A 14,640-nucleotide genomic window follows, 5' to 3' on the forward strand; every position below is an offset into this window, starting at 1 on the left:
ACAATGCTAGCCCTACTATGGTTTATTCTCTTTATGGCTAAGATAAAAATCGGTGCGTTAGCCTACGGCGTAACACACCCTACAAAATTACTAACTCCTAATTCAGCACTATTTAAGCCATTACCATACCGCCATCGACATTAAAAACTTGTCCAGTGATGTAGGCGGCGGCGGGATCGGCGGCGAGGAAGCGCACCATACCAGCGATCTCTTCAGGCTGACCGAAGCGACCGAGTGGGATGTATTTGAGAATATCTTCGGGGTTGTTGAGATCGCTGGTCATGTCGGTGGTGATGAATCCAGGGGCGATGGCGTTAACGGTGATGCCGCGAGTCGCGAGTTCTTTGGCAACGCTTTTGGTGAATCCGATGACACCTGCTTTGGCGGCGCTGTAGTTGGACTGACCTGGATTGCCCATTAGCCCTGCAACGGAAGTAATGTTGATAATCCGCCCCGATCGCTGCTTCAGCATAATTTTACTGATGGCGCGTGTACATAAGAAAACACCAGTTAGATTTAGGTCTATCACAGCTTGCCAATCCTCTGTCTTCAAACGCAAAAGCAGATTGTCGCGGGTAATACCTGCGTTGTTGACTAAGATATCCACACGCTTAAACTTTTCCATGACGGTCTTAACTAGTGCGTCTACTTGATCGCCTTTAGAAACGTCTGCTTGGATAGCGATTGCTTGACCTCCTGCATCGGTAATTTCTGTAACAACTGCGTCGGCTGCTGCACTCGAACTAGCATAATTGACAACTGCGATCGCTCCTTGTGAAGCTAATTCAATTGCGATCGCTCGGCCAATTCCTCGTGAAGCACCTGTGACAATTGCAACTTTATCTTCTAATAATGTCATTTAATGTTCCTCAATCTTAGAAATACCGCGCTAATTATCTTATGGTGATTTAGGCAACATCTGAATATTGTCTGAATAATTAAATCTATGACCATTTATTGAATAATCCCTATACACAAATGTAAAGGATATACGAGTTTTATTATAATTATTTAATATTTTTGGCGAAATAATAAGTCTATATTGGTTAATCTAATCGTTTTACAATAAAAACCTATGAACCTATACCGATTTTATTTTCTAAGAATTACTATTGAAACAAACAATTGAAAATCGGTGTGTGTCATCATGGCAACTAAAAAACAATTTGACAGCTTTGAAGAGATGCTGTCTGCTTCTGATGTACCTGTATTAGTAGATTTTTATGCTGACTGGTGTGGCCCATGTCAAATGATGGTGCCAATTTTAGAGCAAGTCAATGCCCAACTTAAAGATCGCTTGCGGATTGTCAAAATTGACACAGAAAAATACACAGATTTGGCGAGTCAATATAAAATTTCCTCTCTCCCAACCTTAGTACTATTTAAGCAGGGTCAGCCTGTGGAACGGATAGAGGGAGTAATGCAAGCACCACAGTTGGTGCAGTATCTACAAACAAAGATTTAACAACACTTAGAATTTATATTTTGGTTCTTAGAGACGCGACATGTCGCGTCTCTTTCAGTAGATATTGATTAAACTTCTAGCAGATAAAACCTTAAGTAAACATTAAGCATATCTACTTATACGTCTAGAGAAAGTAGTTTATGAATTGAGATAGTTATATTGTATAGATATAAAAAATTATCTTGACAAGCAAAAAAATATATGGATAACTTTCAGAAAAAACCTGACAAAGCCTATATTTGGGTGAATATTGATTTTGATAAGGTCAAACATAGAATAGATGAGGTGACTTGCCAGATTGAGCAGGTTATACAAAAGCACCAACTGTCAAATCAAACTCGTCACTCCGGCAAAATAAACAATTAAGTTATGTGTAAAGCGATGTCTCCAATGGGCTACGCACTTTATTTTTAGTGTAGCGTAGTCCATCGGAGACATCGCACCAGTTTTAAGCAGCAGATTTTGGGCAGAACGACTATATTTCTGTTTAAAAAAAATGTTATTTTTCGATTAAATGAAAAAGTAAGCTTCATTCTAATATTAAGCCCTAGCTAGATGCTTTCTAGTTAGGGCTTTTGTTTTTATGTCTGGAGTCAATAGCAATCGCGTACCAAACGCGATCGCAGTGGGAAATTTATCCGAATGTTAAAGCTAGTTCTTCGCAGAAGTTAAACAGGGCTGACTCTGTTTCTGATTCATCTTCAAATACGGCAGAGATGTACCATTCACAGGGCGAATCATTCGTATATTCAGCCCAAGCAATGGTTACTGTTTCACCCGATGGAATCCCTTCATCACTCAAGGTAAATGAAGCCCACTCTTCATCATCCACAGATACCCACAACTCTGTAATTGCCTGTTCGGTTTCATTGCTAACGGTAAAGGTGAATTGGTCTGACATAAATAGCCTTCTAGCGATAAATAAATTGCAGGTTGTCAGTCACCGATTATACTGTCACTTTTTTGGATTTTTTTTAGCTTAACTCCCAGGATATATACTAAGATGGGATTTTAAGCTTTTTTAGCTATAATTAAATTTCTTGAATAGTATTAAAAATCTCACCTATTTGTATGGGAGCTAGCCAATTATACTGAACACGGGATTTAAATAACGGCTTTCACAAAGCCCGATAATACAGCACATCCCCAAGTATTACTAAATTTTGAGGCAATGTGTTTTTGACCGATCGGAAGTAGTTAAGAGCGATCGCTAAACCATACTACAAATCACCCTTAGTACAGTTCATATTTCATTAACTGACAAGGTATAGTTCCGTTGTACACTGCAATCCGTTTGGATGATTTCAGTCCAATGGATTGAGATAGTTCTTTATTCCCACTCAGCACAAATGCAGTCCAACCTTTGAAGCGTTGTTTTAACACATCACCCAAAAGTTTGTAAAATTCCCCCAAATCACTATCTCGCCCCAGCCGTTCGCCATAAGGTGGATTACACAATAAAACTCCACTGTCTGCGGGGGCGACAACATCGGCTAGCTCCATTTGAGAAAACCAGATATGATTATCAACACCACAATTTTGAGCATTGTTAATCGCTTGCTCAATTACATTTTCATCGCGATCGCTTCCCCAAATAGGTGCGGGAAGGATATCAAGTTGACTATCCTTAGCTTCTTGGAGCAGTTTTTCTAAAAGGGGCAGGTCAAAATCGAGCCAATTTTCAAATCCAAAGGAATCCCGAAATAATCCTGGTGCTATATTCAGTGATTTTAAACTAGCTTCCAAAGGTAAAGTCCCAGATCCACACAGAGGATCGTAGAACATCTGGTCTGGTTGCCAACCGGAAAGTTGAATGAGGGCAGCAGCTAGAGATTCCTTGAGAGGGGCTGCTCCAACCGCAGGGCGATAGCCTCGGCGATGCAGACTATTTCCAGAACTGTCGAGTTTAACGGTACAAAAGTCGCGTTCAATATGAACATTGATTCGCACATCTGGTTCATGAAGCTCTACATTTGAACGCTCACCCAGCTTTTCTTGCTGCTGATCGACGATCGCATTTTTAATCTGGAGAGATGTGAAGTGGCTGTGATTGAGGTGTTTGTTTTTGCCCGTGGTATTGACCGCCAGGGTCATATCTGGCGTTAAATAGTTTTGCCAATCGATGGTTTGGATACCGCGATAGAGATCCTCCGCATCTTCGCAAGGAAACTCACGGATATTTACCAAGATTCGGAACGGTAGCCTAGCCCAGAGATTGACGCGATAAAGTAGAGTGCGATCGCCCTCAAAGGCGACACCACAAAACCCTGGCTCTACTGAATTAGCACCCAGTTGCTCTAACTCTTGAGCCGCAAGGGTTTCTAATCCACGAGCAACCGTTGCAAAATACTGATTCATCCTCTAATTCCAAAGCATTGAAAACAATGCTGACCCATTGACGCACTTTAGCTTAACTCATATTAAGACTGTCTTTACAAAATTACCGCAGGTAGGCGTAGCCTACGCCACTCTGGATCAAGATTTTCATTGATATTTATCGACGCTATCCTAAACAGCCTTTTGAAAGAGTTTTTCGTCCATTTTATTAAAATTTTGCGATCGCACTAACCTTCAACGATCAATACAAGAACAGGAATGTGTCGTTGGAAACTTTGAAAATCGTTGTCGGCTGTTCGAGGCAGCCATGTAATTTATCAGTAAATATCAGGAATCAGCTTTTTATTCTTTGTAGAACTTTATAGATAATCCTTCTACTACTTAAGAGGTTTCAACGCGCTCACGAGTACTTACTGGGCATTTTTTACACCGAAAATGGGACATGCTGTAAAGTTTTATTTTACCGACACCAAGCACACAATTCAACCGAAATTACACAAGCATATTTTAAAGGAAAATCAACCATGCGTAAATTAAATCACACTGTTACCAAGGGAACCGCCGTTATCACCGCCGGATTGGTGATGATCATCGGGATGTCGATGCCGGCGGACGCGGCGGCAAGCAAGACCTATATGAACGTCTCAACCGGTTTCTGTCTGGACAGCAACGCCAACGGAGAAGTGTACGCGCTTGGCTGCAACGGCGGGAACTATCAGAACTGGAATAGAGAGGGCAAGCGCCTGGTCAACGTATCCACTGGGAAGTGCCTCGACAGCAACGCCAATGGAGAGGTGTACGCACTTGGCTGTAACGGCGGGAACTATCAGAACTGGAACAGAAAGGGTAAGCGCCTGGTCAACGTGTCCACTGGAAAGTGCCTCGACAGCAACGCAAACGGCAAGGTGTACGCCCTTGACTGCAACGGTGGGAACTACCAGAACTGGAACTAATAGGGGGTATGACAAAATACGTGCGATTACCCACGTTGTAAAGAACACTTGCTGCCGCATCCAGTCCTGTAGCAACAGAGCAAAGCATATTTTGTCAACCAACTAAAATACTCAAAATACTTTGAGTAAAAATGATCATCATGTGTGGGGAAGGATGCGATCGACGATCGCATCCTTCCCCTCCGCTTTTGACATCCGCTTTTGACAACAGTTCCCAAGCCCACTAATGTCAACATAAACGGTATTATGCAGCTTAAATACCGATTAGCTTATCAAGTGTTTATTTGAGCTAAGAAACGCTTCTAAAATCAATCATTGTCTGACGATAAGCATCTGGCAAACCTGTATCAAAACACTTACCTTTCACAACATATCCTGTCATTCCCTCTTCTTGATGCAATTTTTCTAGACAGGATGTTAGCTGAAATTCACCCCGCTCTCGAAAATTTTGGTTGATGTGTTCTGCTAGAAAATCAAAAATTTTCGGCGTGAGTAAATACAAACCAAATATGCCTAAAAACTCATTGTCTGCCATTCCCTCTACATGTAAATGCTTTTTGGCATACTCAATAGTCGGTTTTTCATATAGTTGTGTTACTGACAAAATCGAGTTTAACTCTTGCCAAACTCCTGTTACACACCCAGCTTTATGAATAATTTCTGCTGGCATTGTAGTCAAACCCACAACACTTTGATTAACTTGTTCGTAAACATCTAAAACTTGGCTAGCACAAGACTTTTCAATATCAGATGTATAAATGTGGTCGCCCAACATTAACAAAAACGGCTCATCTTGTACCCAATCTCTAGCACAAAATACTGCATGACCATAACCTAATTGTTCCTCTTGCAATAAAATTGTAATTCTGCTACCTAAATCTTCCAGATATCGGCTATATTCTTGATTTTGCGGTGAAAGTTTATCAAAAAGTTCTTTTTTAGGTGGATTTTTCAGTAAATCTGCAAATATTTCTCCATCGTCCGGCTGCACCACAATCCCCACTTCTGCAATTCCAGCACTAATTGCTTCTTCAATAATTGCGAGAATCACAGGTTTTGCCCTACCATCTCGATCAATAATCGGGAAAAGTTCTTTTTTCACAACTTTAGTAGCTGGAAACAACCGAGTCCCAAAACCAGCTACTGGAATCACAGCCTTTCTAACTTGATTGTTCTCCATAAACCTCCCCTCCTCCCTCTGCGCCTCTGCGGTTCGTCACCCCAACTTCTCAAACAACTCCGCCAACACCACATTAGAAAACAAAAACCCTTGGGGATCAATCAAACGCAACCTTCCCCCTACAACTTCCACCCAACCTTGATCAAAATACCCTTGCAAACACCTGCAAATCTCCTCCACCTTTTCTTCGCCAAACGCCTCCACCAAAGCCGCCAAACTCAAACCCTCCGCCAAACGCAACCCCAACATTAACGTTTCTAACAATACTTCTTTTGGGGGAGTCACATCACAATCAATCACACCGCCAGCTTGTACCCACTGGTAATACTCCCTAGTCTTGCGCGGACGAGTGAAGCGTTTCCCATCAATATAACTCGCCGCACCCATCCCAAAGCCGTAGTAAGGGCGGTTTCCCCAATAAACCCGATTATGCTGACACTGATGACCGGGTTGGGCATAATTAGAAATCTCATAATGCTCGTAACCTGCACCAGTCAAAACCTGCTGCCCCATCTGGTACATTTTGACTGTGGCTTCATCCGTGGGTAAAGGAGTATCGCCAGGTTTGTAGTAACGACCAAAGGCTGTACCTGGCTCGATGGTGAGATCGTAGATAGAAATGTGAGTAGGTAAAAGCGCCACCGCTTTTGTTAGGGAATCCTGCCATTGATCCAAAGACTGATGCGGCAACCCAGAAATTAAGTCTAAGCTGAATTTGGGAATCTCAACTTGGTGGATTAGTTCCACAGCTGCAAAAATATCTTCAACTGAGTGCGATCGCCCCGCCCTCTGCAATAATTCTGATTGAAAGGCTTGTACACCCAAACTTACCCGGTTCACGCCTGCACTGCGATAGCCTGCTATATGGGCTAAATCAAAGGTGCCTGGGTCAATTTCCATAGAAATCTCTGCACCAGTTGCAATACCAAAATGCTTCTCTAGCCCTGTTACTATTCGTTGTAGCTGTTCTGTTGATAGCAGCGAAGGAGTACCACCACCAAAGAAAATTGTCTTTAGAGGTTGACTAAAGGCTGGTGTAATGGCAATTTCTTGACATAGCACCTCAACATATTGGGAGATAGTACCAGATGTTTCGCCCCGCAAGCGATCGCCCACAACAGACACCGGGAAATCACAATAAAAGCACCGCCGTCTGCAAAAGGGAATATGCACATAAGCGGAACTCGCAATTCCAGAAACACTAAATTTTTGACTCATTTTGAGAAAAGCTTTAAGTTAATCCAACTGCGAATTAGAGACAATGAAAATGAGGAGTTTTTTTACAAACTTTTGTCGTTTTACAAAGAAACAATGAAAAATATTAAGATAAAAGCCTTTAGTTATAATAATTGCAGATATTGTTCTACTAAACCCTTAGTGTAAGTCAATATTGATGAGTTTATCTTACCGATGAAATAAAAAATACTGAGCTTTCTCGGTGAACACAGTTGCAGGAAAACAACATAACCATGCTTGACGCAATTATCATTTTCTCATTTATCCTGGCAGCTTCGGGAATAGGGTTCTACAGCATTGAACTACTACCTAATGGGGCGCTAGACCAGGTAACAAATCTTGAGGCTTTACGCTTAGTTGTTGCCGTCTTTGGCGCTATTATTGGTGGTGCGATCGGACTGAGTTTCCAGACGACATATCGTCGCCTAGAATCACAAATCAAAGAAATGCCTCTGGAAGTGATTTTAACTCGTGCGATCGGCTTAGTAATTGGTTTATTGCTAGCTAACCTGATGTTAGCCCCACTATTTTTACTACCTATACCGGCAGATTTTGGATTTATTAAGCCACTTGTGGCAGTTGTCGGTAGTATTATCCTCTCCGTCACTGGTATGAACTTGGCAGATACCCACGGGCGGGGCTTATTGCGATTCATTAATCCCAACACTGTCGAAGCAATGGTTGTGGAAGGAACGCTAAAACCAGCTAATACCAAAGTTTTAGATACCAGTTGCATTATTGATGGTCGCATTGAAGCGCTACTAGAAACAGGGTTTCTGGAAGGACAAATTCTCGTACCGCAATTTGTCTTGCAAGAACTCCAGCAAGTAGCTGATGCTAGCAAAGACCAAAAACGAGTGCGGGGAAGACGAGGACTAGAAATTCTCAACCGCATTAAGGAAGATTATCCCGATCGCATCCTGATTAATGCAGTTGACTACGAAGATATTGCCACAGTAGATGCCAAGTTGGTACGTTTTGCCCAAGAAATCAGTGGTACACTGCTAACCAACGACTACAACTTGTCTAAAGTCGCTAGCGTTCAAAAAGTACCTGTTTTGAATGTGAATGATTTAGTAAATGCCGTCCGTCCCAGTTATTTACCTGGCGACAACCTTGATTTAAAAATTCTCAAGGAAGGCAAAGAACCCAGTCAAGGTATTGGCTACCTAGATGACGGCACAATGGTAGTAGTTGAAGAAGGCAGCAATTATGTGGGTGGTGAACTGCGAGTAGTAGTCACCAGTGCTTTGCAAACTACCGCAGGAAGAATGATTTTTGCCAAACCCCAAGCTTCAGCACTGGCGTGAGGGAAATTTCTAGTGCAATTAGAGTTAAATTGTGCAATCGGTGCAGGTTGACTGCACCGATTATTTATATAGTTGTTAGCGCTACTCTACGAAAACTGCTGCCCGCTCATAGCGCTAACATTTAAACTTGGTATCTTTTCAAAATTACATTGTCAAAGATTGAGGATTCGTCTCAATCAATTTTGCTAAATCTTGCAAAAACGCCGCAGCATGGGCACCGTAAATAATCCGATGATCGGAAGTAATATTGACTTGCATTTGTTGACGCACGCCAAATAAACCATCGGGTGTTGCTACCACTTGTGGACGGGATGCCCCGATCGCTAAAATTGAACCTTGTCCAGGCGGTAAAATCGCATCAAATTTGTCTACGCCAAACATTCCCAAATTTGACAGGGTAAAAGTACCACTGTTGTATTCTTGGGGCTGTAGTTGTTTTGCCCTCGCCCGTTCTACCAAAGACTTCCAAGTACGCGATAGAGAATAAATATCCACTGCATCTGCATTTTGCAGCACAGGTGTAATTAATCCGCCATCATCCATCGCAACTGCTACAGAAATGTTGATATCAGAATGATAAACAATACCTTGGTCTGAGTAGCTAGCATTTAACAATGGGTGTTTTTGCAATGTCACGGCTACAGCTTTCGCCAATAGCGCTGTCATTGTCACACCTTTGGATTTAATTTGTTTATAAAGTTTATCTAATCCATCGGTGGTAATTGTATAACCGACACGGAAGACGGGCACGGATATGGTAGCTACCATGTTCCGCACTACGGCATTTTGGAAGGTAGTTAGAGGCACGATTTGACCAGGAACAGCCGCTACCACTGGTGCGGGTGCTGGTGTCCGAGGGGCTGGGGGTGTAACTGGGGTGCTGGTTGGTACAGGTGCTGGTGGGGCAACTGGGGCAGTGGCAGGTTGTTTGCCCTTATTGGACAATGCTTCTACATCTTCGGCGACAATGCGACCGTGGGGGCCACTACCTTGGAGTGTAGTTAAATCAACCTTAAGTTCTTTGGCTAACTTGCGGGCGCGGGGTGAAACTACAAGCCTTCCTTCTTTGTGGTTAGACCCGTTTTGAGACGCTAAGGCAGGTGTTGCAACTGAGGTTGTAGCAGCGATTGGTTCAGGGGAAGAGGTAGGAGTAGCAGCCACGCCGGAGGAATTGGCAAGAGATTTCGCCTGTTCAATTTCAGCTTCCGTTTCGGCGATGAAGGCGATCGCAGATCCTACCGGGGCAGTTTCACCAGCTTCAACTATGATATGTGCCAGAAAGCCTTCATAAAAGGTTTCTACATCCATATCTGCCTTATCTGACTCTACAACCACCACTGTTTCGCCTTTTTCCACTTTGTCCCCTGGCGATTTCACCCAGGAGACGATTTTGCCTTCCGTCATAGTGGAACTCAGCGCCGGCATAAATACTTCATGAATGCTCATAGGGTGGTTTGGAAATCAATGGTTTATGGACTTTAACAGCTTTTATCAGATCGAATTGTATCTTGGCGGGAGAGTTTTGGACTGGAGATTTTATATTTTAGGTTGAGAATTGGGAGAGTTCCTAACTCCTAACTCTTGATCCCAGGAACCTAAATATAACTTAGAGGTCTATAATACAGAGTTATCCTCAATGGTTAGCCAGTATTTTGATCTCGTTTTTAGTCGTTGACTTGCAAAAACCAGCACGAGTTTCTCACAGATTTAATGGGATTGGCATTTTTATTCCTCATAACCACTGATTAAGATACAGGAGCTACTCACAGGTAGAGGATATAAGATGCAGTTCAATCTAGAATTCAAAATTGGTAATAAACCTATTTGAAATTCCTGTTTACTTTTATGTCGGCAAAGTTGAAATTATTTTTGATCGTGATACTAAGTATCTTTGCCACTGCTGGCGCTGGAGTTTATATTATCCAGCGCCAGCCATCTGTACCAATTGTTGAGAGTAGTGATGGGCAAACCCAGCAGGTGAAAGCAATACACCAGTCTCAAGAGGTTGTGACATATCCAAACCGTTCCGATTATAAAACTATACCTTTAGAAAAAATTAACTCATCTCTCCAAGGTAGCGATCCTGCTACCCTGGCTTTAAATGCCTTTGACGACATAATACCAGTGCAAGGAACGCGCAAGGTAGAGGTAGCTTATCCGCAACGAAATCAGGCCCTTGTGACGATTACGCAACTCAAGCGGGGTGATGATTCAGTTGGTATTAAATATCGAGTTGAGATGTCAGCCTTCGGGCGATCGCTATTTATTAGCTCACCTCCAGTCTGGCAAATAGTTTGGGCTGGCTCCCAGGTAGAATGTTGGGCTGGGAGCCGCTCCCACACTAAGTTAAATCACATCTGTCATTAGTTATTAGTCACAAAAAAAATGACAACGGACAAATGACAAATAACAAACTTAAATGTCGCCGCGAATTTCTTCGACAACGCCGTCGCGCAGAACGATTTCGACTTGCATTTTGCTAATCAGGTTATCACCGATTTCTACCCGGAAAAAGCCTTCCATTTGGAATTGGTTGACTTCCTGATCTTGCTGGAGAAACTGCACTTGCTGGAGGTTTTGCAGCAACTGATTTTTCTGCTCTAGAAATTCACTTTTCTTTTGATTGACTTGGAGTTGGATATTGTCAATTTGTTGGAGGGTCTGGGGGCCGGGTGGTTGCAGACTCTGCTTTTGAATTGCTGCGATCGCTCTTTGTCCTTCTACGTCTAGCTGTTGCAGTTGCTGATCTAGTTGATTGATCTGCGTTTGCAGCTGCTGTTGTACTTCCTCTTTCCAAAGCGGAGTCACAATAACTTTGACGTTAACGACGCGTTTCAGAAGCAAATTAGATTTGGAGACATCCATAAATATTTCACGTTCACTCTTTACAGTTGGGAGGTGGAATTATCAGGCAAACATGCCGTCAATAATATCGCGATAACGTTCCGTGACGATATTTCGGCGAACTTTTAGTGTTTGTGTCATCAAACCATTTTCAATGGAAAACGGTTCTAGAACTAGTTTGAATGTCCCGATGCGGTCATCCGGTCGATAGCTTGGACGATTTTGCACTTCTCGATTCAATTCTTGCCGAAATAAATCCTGGATCATTGTACTCTCCCAGTCAATTTTTTGACTAGGCGAAGAAGTGGCCGGATTGTTCTGCACCCATTTTTCTAAGGCTTCGATGTTGGGGACAATTAAGGCTCCCAGGCTGCGCTGATCTTGACCGACAAGCATAATTTGATCGATGTATGGCGATCGCAAACAAGCATCTTCAATTGGCTGTGGCTCGATGTTTTCGCCGTTAGTCAATACAATCGTATCCTTTGCTCTGCCAGTCAGCACCAAATCGTCTTGTGGTGTCAGCCAACCTAAATCGCCGCTATCAAACCAACCTTCAGCGTCAATGGCTTTCGCTGTCGCTTCGGGATTTTGGTAATAGCCTTGCATAATCTGCGGGCCCCTCAACAATACTAAGCCTCGCTTTTCTACTGGTAGAGGCTTTCTTGTCTCAGGATCTACGATTTTAGCTTCTGTTGCGGGGAGTGGTAGCCCTGATGCCCCAATCAAATTTCGCCAAGGACGACGCACATGGGTAACAGGAGAAGTTTCTGTCAAACCATAGCCTTGCAAAATCTGGACACCAATAATTTCAAAGAAGTTATCGATGTGTTTGGGAAGCGCACCGCCACCGCTAATCATCTGCTTGACTTCTCCGCCTGTGGCTTCTCGCACCTTAGCATAAACCAGTCGTTCTCCCAAGGTGTGGAGGGGTAATAAAGCCAATGCTTGGATCTTAGCTGCTAATCGTTCGACGGCTGAAGCATGAAGATTATTTAAATCCAATCCCTGAGCAGTTCGCCTAGCTCTGATATATCTATCGCTAATGCCCAATAAAAAGTTAACTAGGCGTTGCTTATTTGCTGGTTGTTCGCGGAACTGCTTTTGCACTCCTTCATAAATCGATTCCCACAAACGGGGTACACCCACCATATAGTTAGGTTTAAATTTTTTCAAATCTCCTTTCACGGAGCGCAGGTTAGTATAAACTTGCGTGCAACCTTGAGATAGTAAGTAATACTCAACAGTTCGCTCGTAACTATGCCACGAAGGTAAGATACTGAGAACCATATCGCCCGGATTTGGTTGCAATACTGTGCCAAAGGTGATTACTTGGTGCATCAAGTTTTTATAAGACAGCATTACACCCTTGGGTTTACCTGTGGTGCCAGAGGTGTAAATTAGGGTTGCCAAAGCCTCACGCTTTTGTTTAACTGGCACAAAATTATGATTTTTCCCAATTTCAATCAACTGGGTAAAATTCAGCACCTTTAGGGTTTCGTCTGTGGGTGGTGCTTCATCTGAAAGTAAGATAACCAACTGAATTGGTAAATCTTTGATCCGGTCTTGCAGTTTTTTAAGTGTCTTTAAATCCTCTGCTACTATTGCCGTACTGCCGCTATTAGCGATGATAAACAACAGTTCTTCTTTATCGGCTTGAGAGCTACGCACCGCGTCAGCTGCTCCAGCAGTCATTATGCCTTGATCGGCAATAAACCACCGGGGACTGTTGTCAGAAATTAAGGAAATGCGATCGCCTACCTTCACTCCCAACGCCTGTAAACCAGCTGCAAATAGTTGTATTTGCTCCGCTAACTGGGTATAATTAATCACTATTTCTGGTTTGGCGTGAGGGCTGCGGAGGGCGACAACATCACCAAATTTCTGAGCAGCCAAAGGCCAAACTTCTGGTAGCGATTCCACATTTGTGTAATCTACCAAGCGCTTTAATGCCTCGCGTTCTTGCTCGCTGATGTTAGATAAAAAAGAAGACGCGGTTTGGGTTTTTGACATAACACCTTACCTAAATATTGTAAATTAATCGTTTTTACAGCTTATTTTGTTATTCCGCTACAATAACCGTCCTTATTATCCACATTCCCTTCTGTGTATAATAATTTCAGGAATTCCACGTTTATATTTACAAAAATTTATGTTAAAGTTGATTTACATAGAGTGCAAGCAATAGATGGACTGAACGTCAATCCTACACATAATATTATGCTTGCGCCTCAAAACAGCGATCGCCTATTTCTTACAGGAGATGATTACCTATGAATTTGATAGATGCTATAGTGCTAACGCTCATTAATGCTGCTGCTTGCATGGCGTTTCCTAAGCTTGTAGCTATTCTTCTAGATAATAAAACCAAAGCCAATCAAGTGTTGCGGAATGCTTCAAAATTACAAATAGCCAAAATTGAACTTACGAGTTTTCCTTATTGTACAGCTTACTCATTGACAGGAAGTCAATACTGCAAATTCAATCCTGATTTTTGTTCTAATTGTTCTCCAAATTGATGGACTATTTGCCAGAATAAATTACTCGGTACTCCGAGCAACTTTCTAGATATATTAGGCTATTGGAAAATTTTTTTCCTATACCTATATTTTTGCGTCTACTTATTCTAGCGATATCTACGACGAGCTACGCTAACGCTAGTTATCCTATAATCGCTGAACCTTTTATGTTGTAAGTGTTTATCATTCCTACGTAAGTCTATTGGACATTACGTAAATACTTTCACGGTGCGATCGTGTTGCTCAGTAGGGCATTTACTTTGACTTGTAATAATTGAAACTCACATAACCCCGATCTATTAAAAAAATCGGGGTTTTTGTTTATGATGTCCCGAAAACTGCCTTTCTTGCGTTAACCGAACAGTATTGCCTAGCCCGCTAAAACTTGAAGTGCAAGGCTAAGACCCACTTGAAACTCTCAGGGTTCCATTACGTCTTTGTTTCCTTGCCAGAGTCTAACTCAGTATAATTACTAATTGAAGTCGGAGTACATATATAACTAATATAACAATTAATATATTAATTGTTAAATCTATTACATGAGAATCCAACAGCTTTAACGCCCAAACAGCCGGAAGTTGGTCAAAACTTCACAAAATTCGAGGGTTGACCGAGGACAACGTTTGCAGCAAGCATTGTTCGTAGTGAGCGATGAATCGCTCATAGCAAGGTTTAATCAGGACATTTAGAACAAAAGAAGATTACAGCACTTTGTGTAACGGTTTGGTACAGTAGTTGAGAAGATAAAAGTAAAAAATCAGATGAAACCCTACTCAGTAGACCTGCGGGAGAAAAT

The 14,640-nt window shown here is 42.3% G+C and carries 14 protein-coding genes; 6 read left to right on the forward strand and 8 right to left on the reverse strand.

Annotated features, from left to right (window positions below):
- Positions 1-112 precede the first annotated feature (112 nt).
- Complete coding sequence (gene fabG, locus V7K55_RS05000; RefSeq protein WP_334828817.1) at positions 113-859, reverse strand: 3-oxoacyl-[acyl-carrier-protein] reductase; 747 nt, start codon at positions 857-859, stop codon at positions 113-115.
- 288 nt (positions 860-1,147) lie between these two features.
- Here fabG and trxA point away from each other — a divergent pair, with 288 nt between their 5' ends.
- Both trxA and V7K55_RS05010 read left to right on the forward strand, forming a co-directional pair.
- Positions 1,148-1,465: a thioredoxin gene (trxA, locus tag V7K55_RS05005; RefSeq protein ID WP_094328900.1), complete on the forward strand. Its 318-nt coding sequence runs from the start codon at positions 1,148-1,150 to the stop codon at positions 1,463-1,465.
- A gap of 201 nt (positions 1,466-1,666) precedes the next feature.
- On the forward strand, positions 1,667-1,831 hold the full coding sequence (locus tag V7K55_RS05010) for a hypothetical protein (protein WP_334828819.1): 165 nt from the start codon (positions 1,667-1,669) through the stop codon (positions 1,829-1,831).
- Positions 1,832-2,099: 268 nt separating this feature from the next.
- Here the strand turns inward: V7K55_RS05010 and V7K55_RS05015 are convergent, their stop codons facing one another.
- Together V7K55_RS05015 and V7K55_RS05020 are read right to left on the reverse strand one after the other, a co-directional pair.
- Positions 2,100-2,366 (reverse strand): hypothetical protein, encoded by a 267-nt coding sequence (locus tag V7K55_RS05015; RefSeq protein ID WP_334828821.1) that lies wholly within the window; start codon positions 2,364-2,366, stop codon positions 2,100-2,102.
- A 332-nt stretch (positions 2,367-2,698) separates the two neighbouring features.
- Positions 2,699-3,823 carry a THUMP domain-containing class I SAM-dependent RNA methyltransferase gene (locus tag V7K55_RS05020; RefSeq protein WP_334828823.1) on the reverse strand — a complete coding sequence of 375 codons (1,125 nt, stop codon included), beginning with the start codon at positions 3,821-3,823 and terminating at the stop codon, positions 2,699-2,701.
- Between the two features lie 614 nt (positions 3,824-4,437).
- On the opposite strand from V7K55_RS05020, the gene V7K55_RS27455 reads away from it, so the two are divergent.
- Positions 4,438-4,755, forward strand: a complete 318-nt coding sequence (locus V7K55_RS27455) for an RICIN domain-containing protein (RefSeq protein ID WP_442949064.1) — start codon at positions 4,438-4,440, stop codon at positions 4,753-4,755.
- A 289-nt stretch (positions 4,756-5,044) separates the two neighbouring features.
- Here V7K55_RS27455 and V7K55_RS05030 read toward each other — a convergent pair whose 3' ends face one another.
- Positions 5,045-5,935 (reverse strand): UTP--glucose-1-phosphate uridylyltransferase, encoded by an 891-nt coding sequence (locus V7K55_RS05030; protein WP_334828827.1) that lies wholly within the window; start codon positions 5,933-5,935, stop codon positions 5,045-5,047.
- Between the two features lie 36 nt (positions 5,936-5,971).
- Positions 5,972-7,153: a radical SAM family heme chaperone HemW gene (gene hemW, locus V7K55_RS05035; RefSeq protein WP_334828829.1), complete on the reverse strand. Its 1,182-nt coding sequence runs from the start codon at positions 7,151-7,153 to the stop codon at positions 5,972-5,974.
- A gap of 251 nt (positions 7,154-7,404) precedes the next feature.
- On the opposite strand from hemW, the gene V7K55_RS05040 reads away from it, so the two are divergent.
- Positions 7,405-8,481: a PIN/TRAM domain-containing protein gene (locus tag V7K55_RS05040; RefSeq protein WP_334828831.1), complete on the forward strand. Its 1,077-nt coding sequence runs from the start codon at positions 7,405-7,407 to the stop codon at positions 8,479-8,481.
- A gap of 144 nt (positions 8,482-8,625) precedes the next feature.
- Here the strand turns inward: V7K55_RS05040 and V7K55_RS05045 are convergent, their stop codons facing one another.
- A complete protein-coding gene (locus tag V7K55_RS05045) occupies positions 8,626-9,927 on the reverse strand; it encodes a dihydrolipoamide acetyltransferase family protein (protein WP_334828833.1) in 1,302 nt (433 codons plus the stop codon).
- Positions 9,928-10,326: 399 nt separating this feature from the next.
- On the opposite strand from V7K55_RS05045, the gene V7K55_RS05050 reads away from it, so the two are divergent.
- The gene (locus tag V7K55_RS05050; protein WP_334828835.1) at positions 10,327-10,848 is read left to right on the forward strand and encodes a hypothetical protein; all 522 of its coding nucleotides are present in this window, start codon (positions 10,327-10,329) and stop codon (positions 10,846-10,848) included.
- Between the two features lie 48 nt (positions 10,849-10,896).
- Here the strand turns inward: V7K55_RS05050 and V7K55_RS05055 are convergent, their stop codons facing one another.
- Together V7K55_RS05055 and V7K55_RS05060 are read right to left on the reverse strand one after the other, a co-directional pair.
- Entirely contained in the window at positions 10,897-11,346 is a 450-nt protein-coding gene (locus tag V7K55_RS05055) for a YlqD family protein (RefSeq protein ID WP_012412623.1), read from the reverse strand.
- A gap of 42 nt (positions 11,347-11,388) precedes the next feature.
- Positions 11,389-13,338 carry an AMP-dependent synthetase/ligase gene (locus tag V7K55_RS05060; RefSeq protein WP_334828837.1) on the reverse strand — a complete coding sequence of 650 codons (1,950 nt, stop codon included), beginning with the start codon at positions 13,336-13,338 and terminating at the stop codon, positions 11,389-11,391.
- A gap of 260 nt (positions 13,339-13,598) precedes the next feature.
- Here V7K55_RS05060 and V7K55_RS05065 point away from each other — a divergent pair, with 260 nt between their 5' ends.
- Positions 13,599-13,844 carry a hypothetical protein gene (locus V7K55_RS05065; protein ID WP_334828839.1) on the forward strand — a complete coding sequence of 82 codons (246 nt, stop codon included), beginning with the start codon at positions 13,599-13,601 and terminating at the stop codon, positions 13,842-13,844.
- Positions 13,845-14,640: the final 796 nt, after the last annotated feature.

The sequence above is a fragment of the Nostoc sp. genome, assembly GCF_036919895.1.
Taxonomy (GTDB): Bacteria; Cyanobacteriota; Cyanobacteriia; order Cyanobacteriales; family Nostocaceae; genus Nostoc.

Excerpts from the sequence above, each read along its gene's own strand:
- V7K55_RS05050 (WP_334828835.1), top strand. The coding sequence starts at position 10,327 with ATGTCGGCAAAGTTGAAATTATTTTTGATCGTGATACTAAGTATCTTT.
- V7K55_RS05060 (WP_334828837.1), bottom strand. The coding sequence starts at position 13,338 with ATGTCAAAAACCCAAACCGCGTCTTCTTTTTTATCTAACATCAGCGAG.
- V7K55_RS05045 (WP_334828833.1), bottom strand. The coding sequence starts at position 9,927 with ATGAGCATTCATGAAGTATTTATGCCGGCGCTGAGTTCCACTATGACG.
- V7K55_RS05030 (WP_334828827.1), bottom strand. The coding sequence starts at position 5,935 with ATGGAGAACAATCAAGTTAGAAAGGCTGTGATTCCAGTAGCTGGTTTT.
- trxA (WP_094328900.1), top strand. The coding sequence starts at position 1,148 with ATGGCAACTAAAAAACAATTTGACAGCTTTGAAGAGATGCTGTCTGCT.
- V7K55_RS05040 (WP_334828831.1), top strand. The coding sequence starts at position 7,405 with ATGCTTGACGCAATTATCATTTTCTCATTTATCCTGGCAGCTTCGGGA.
- V7K55_RS27455 (WP_442949064.1), top strand. The coding sequence starts at position 4,438 with ATGAACGTCTCAACCGGTTTCTGTCTGGACAGCAACGCCAACGGAGAA.
- V7K55_RS05010 (WP_334828819.1), top strand. The coding sequence starts at position 1,667 with ATGGATAACTTTCAGAAAAAACCTGACAAAGCCTATATTTGGGTGAAT.
- V7K55_RS05055 (WP_012412623.1), bottom strand. The coding sequence starts at position 11,346 with ATGGATGTCTCCAAATCTAATTTGCTTCTGAAACGCGTCGTTAACGTC.
- V7K55_RS05020 (WP_334828823.1), bottom strand. The coding sequence starts at position 3,823 with ATGAATCAGTATTTTGCAACGGTTGCTCGTGGATTAGAAACCCTTGCG.
- V7K55_RS05015 (WP_334828821.1), bottom strand. The coding sequence starts at position 2,366 with ATGTCAGACCAATTCACCTTTACCGTTAGCAATGAAACCGAACAGGCA.
- V7K55_RS05065 (WP_334828839.1), top strand. The coding sequence starts at position 13,599 with ATGAATTTGATAGATGCTATAGTGCTAACGCTCATTAATGCTGCTGCT.
- hemW (WP_334828829.1), bottom strand. The coding sequence starts at position 7,153 with ATGAGTCAAAAATTTAGTGTTTCTGGAATTGCGAGTTCCGCTTATGTG.
- fabG (WP_334828817.1), bottom strand. The coding sequence starts at position 859 with ATGACATTATTAGAAGATAAAGTTGCAATTGTCACAGGTGCTTCACGA.